General features: G+C 34.9%; 1 protein-coding gene. It reads right to left on the bottom strand.

Annotated features, from left to right (window positions below; all coding sequences use genetic code 11):
- Positions 1-334 precede the first annotated feature (334 nt).
- A complete protein-coding gene (gene istB, locus ACTYA4_RS22040; protein WP_443483696.1) occupies positions 335-1,099 on the bottom strand; it encodes an IS21-like element helper ATPase IstB in 765 nt (254 codons plus the stop codon).
- Positions 1,100-1,237: the final 138 nt, after the last annotated feature.

Raw genomic sequence — 1,237 nt, 5'->3', positions numbered from 1 at the left:
GGTCTCGTCTTTCTCGCTTTTCCCGCAGGAGTCTACGTGTATTCAGGCTGCTCAGTGCTTCAACCATGCTTATTGTTTTATTCAAAAACAACAAACTTTTAGAAAACAGCCTTTTCTTAAATTTGTCCCATACGTACCCATAGTAATAAAAATTAATCCCCCCCTATTTCTAACCAATCTTCAAATAATGAGTTATTTTCTAAATTAAAATAATATTTCATGAATCTAACAAATTCATTAGTGTCTAATTCTTTGTATTTATACGTAGTAAAATACTTATGTAAAAATTTTTCTGCTGCTGTAAGCGTCAAGTACATTTGAACAATTTTGCTTATTAATTTTGAACACTTGCTTCTTTAAAAATAGTTTCTCTATGTTTCATCCTATAGCTTGAATCATTAAAATGAACAATTTCCGCACGATGAATGAGACGATCCAAAATAGCTGTTGCCACACCCACGTCACCTAATAGTTCGGTCCACTCTTTTGGGGAACGATTAGAAGTTAAGATAATGGATGAATTGTTGTACAAGTCATTAACCAATTGGAAAAATAAGTTTGCTTCTCTCGGATCCATTGCGGCGTACATCAAATCATCAATAATGGCTAAATGTGATTCTTTCATTCTCTTAATCCTTGTTTGGGACTTTCTCGTTATGTCCATGGTTTTCAATGTATGTACCAAGTCGCCCATCGAAATAAAAGAGACTTTGTAACCTCGCTTGATCGCTTCTAATCCTAATCCAACCGCCATGTGTGTTTTTCCAACACCTGGCGGTCCTAATAGAATGAGATTAAATAACTGCTCAATCCATGCTAAATCTTTTAATTGATTAAACTGCTTTAAACTTAATGATTCTTGTTCATCTAAATTAAATTCCTCTAAAGGAGTGATGCATGGGAATGCTGCAAGTTTTAATCGTTTTTCCATGTTTTTCTCGTCTCTAATTTTCCGTTCATATTCCACTACATTATTCAGGAAGGAAATATAACTTAGCTGTTCCTTCTCAGCTTCTTTCAGTAGGGAAGGAAGATTTTTTGAAATTTCCACTAGTCTTAGTGATACAAGTGAGTCTTGTAGATATTTAATTTGCTTCATTTTGCACTCTCCATAATTACGACATACTCTTCCAATGGACGTTGCTGTGCTTCGGTTTTTACCAGTGTTACCTCAGCGATGTCATTATAATTTGTTTCCATTTGTTGATCGCTAGCGTTTGTGCTGTCCACTTGTCGT

The organism is Niallia yueguangensis (assembly GCF_052663115.1).
The sequence above is the reverse complement of the archived record's forward strand: the minus strand, read 5'-3'. Positions and strand labels throughout refer to the sequence as shown.

What these genes read in the sequence shown, in the direction of transcription:
- istB (WP_443483696.1), bottom strand. Translation starts at nt 1,099, where the DNA reads ATGAAGCAAATTAAATATCTACAAGACTCACTTGTATCACTAAGACTA.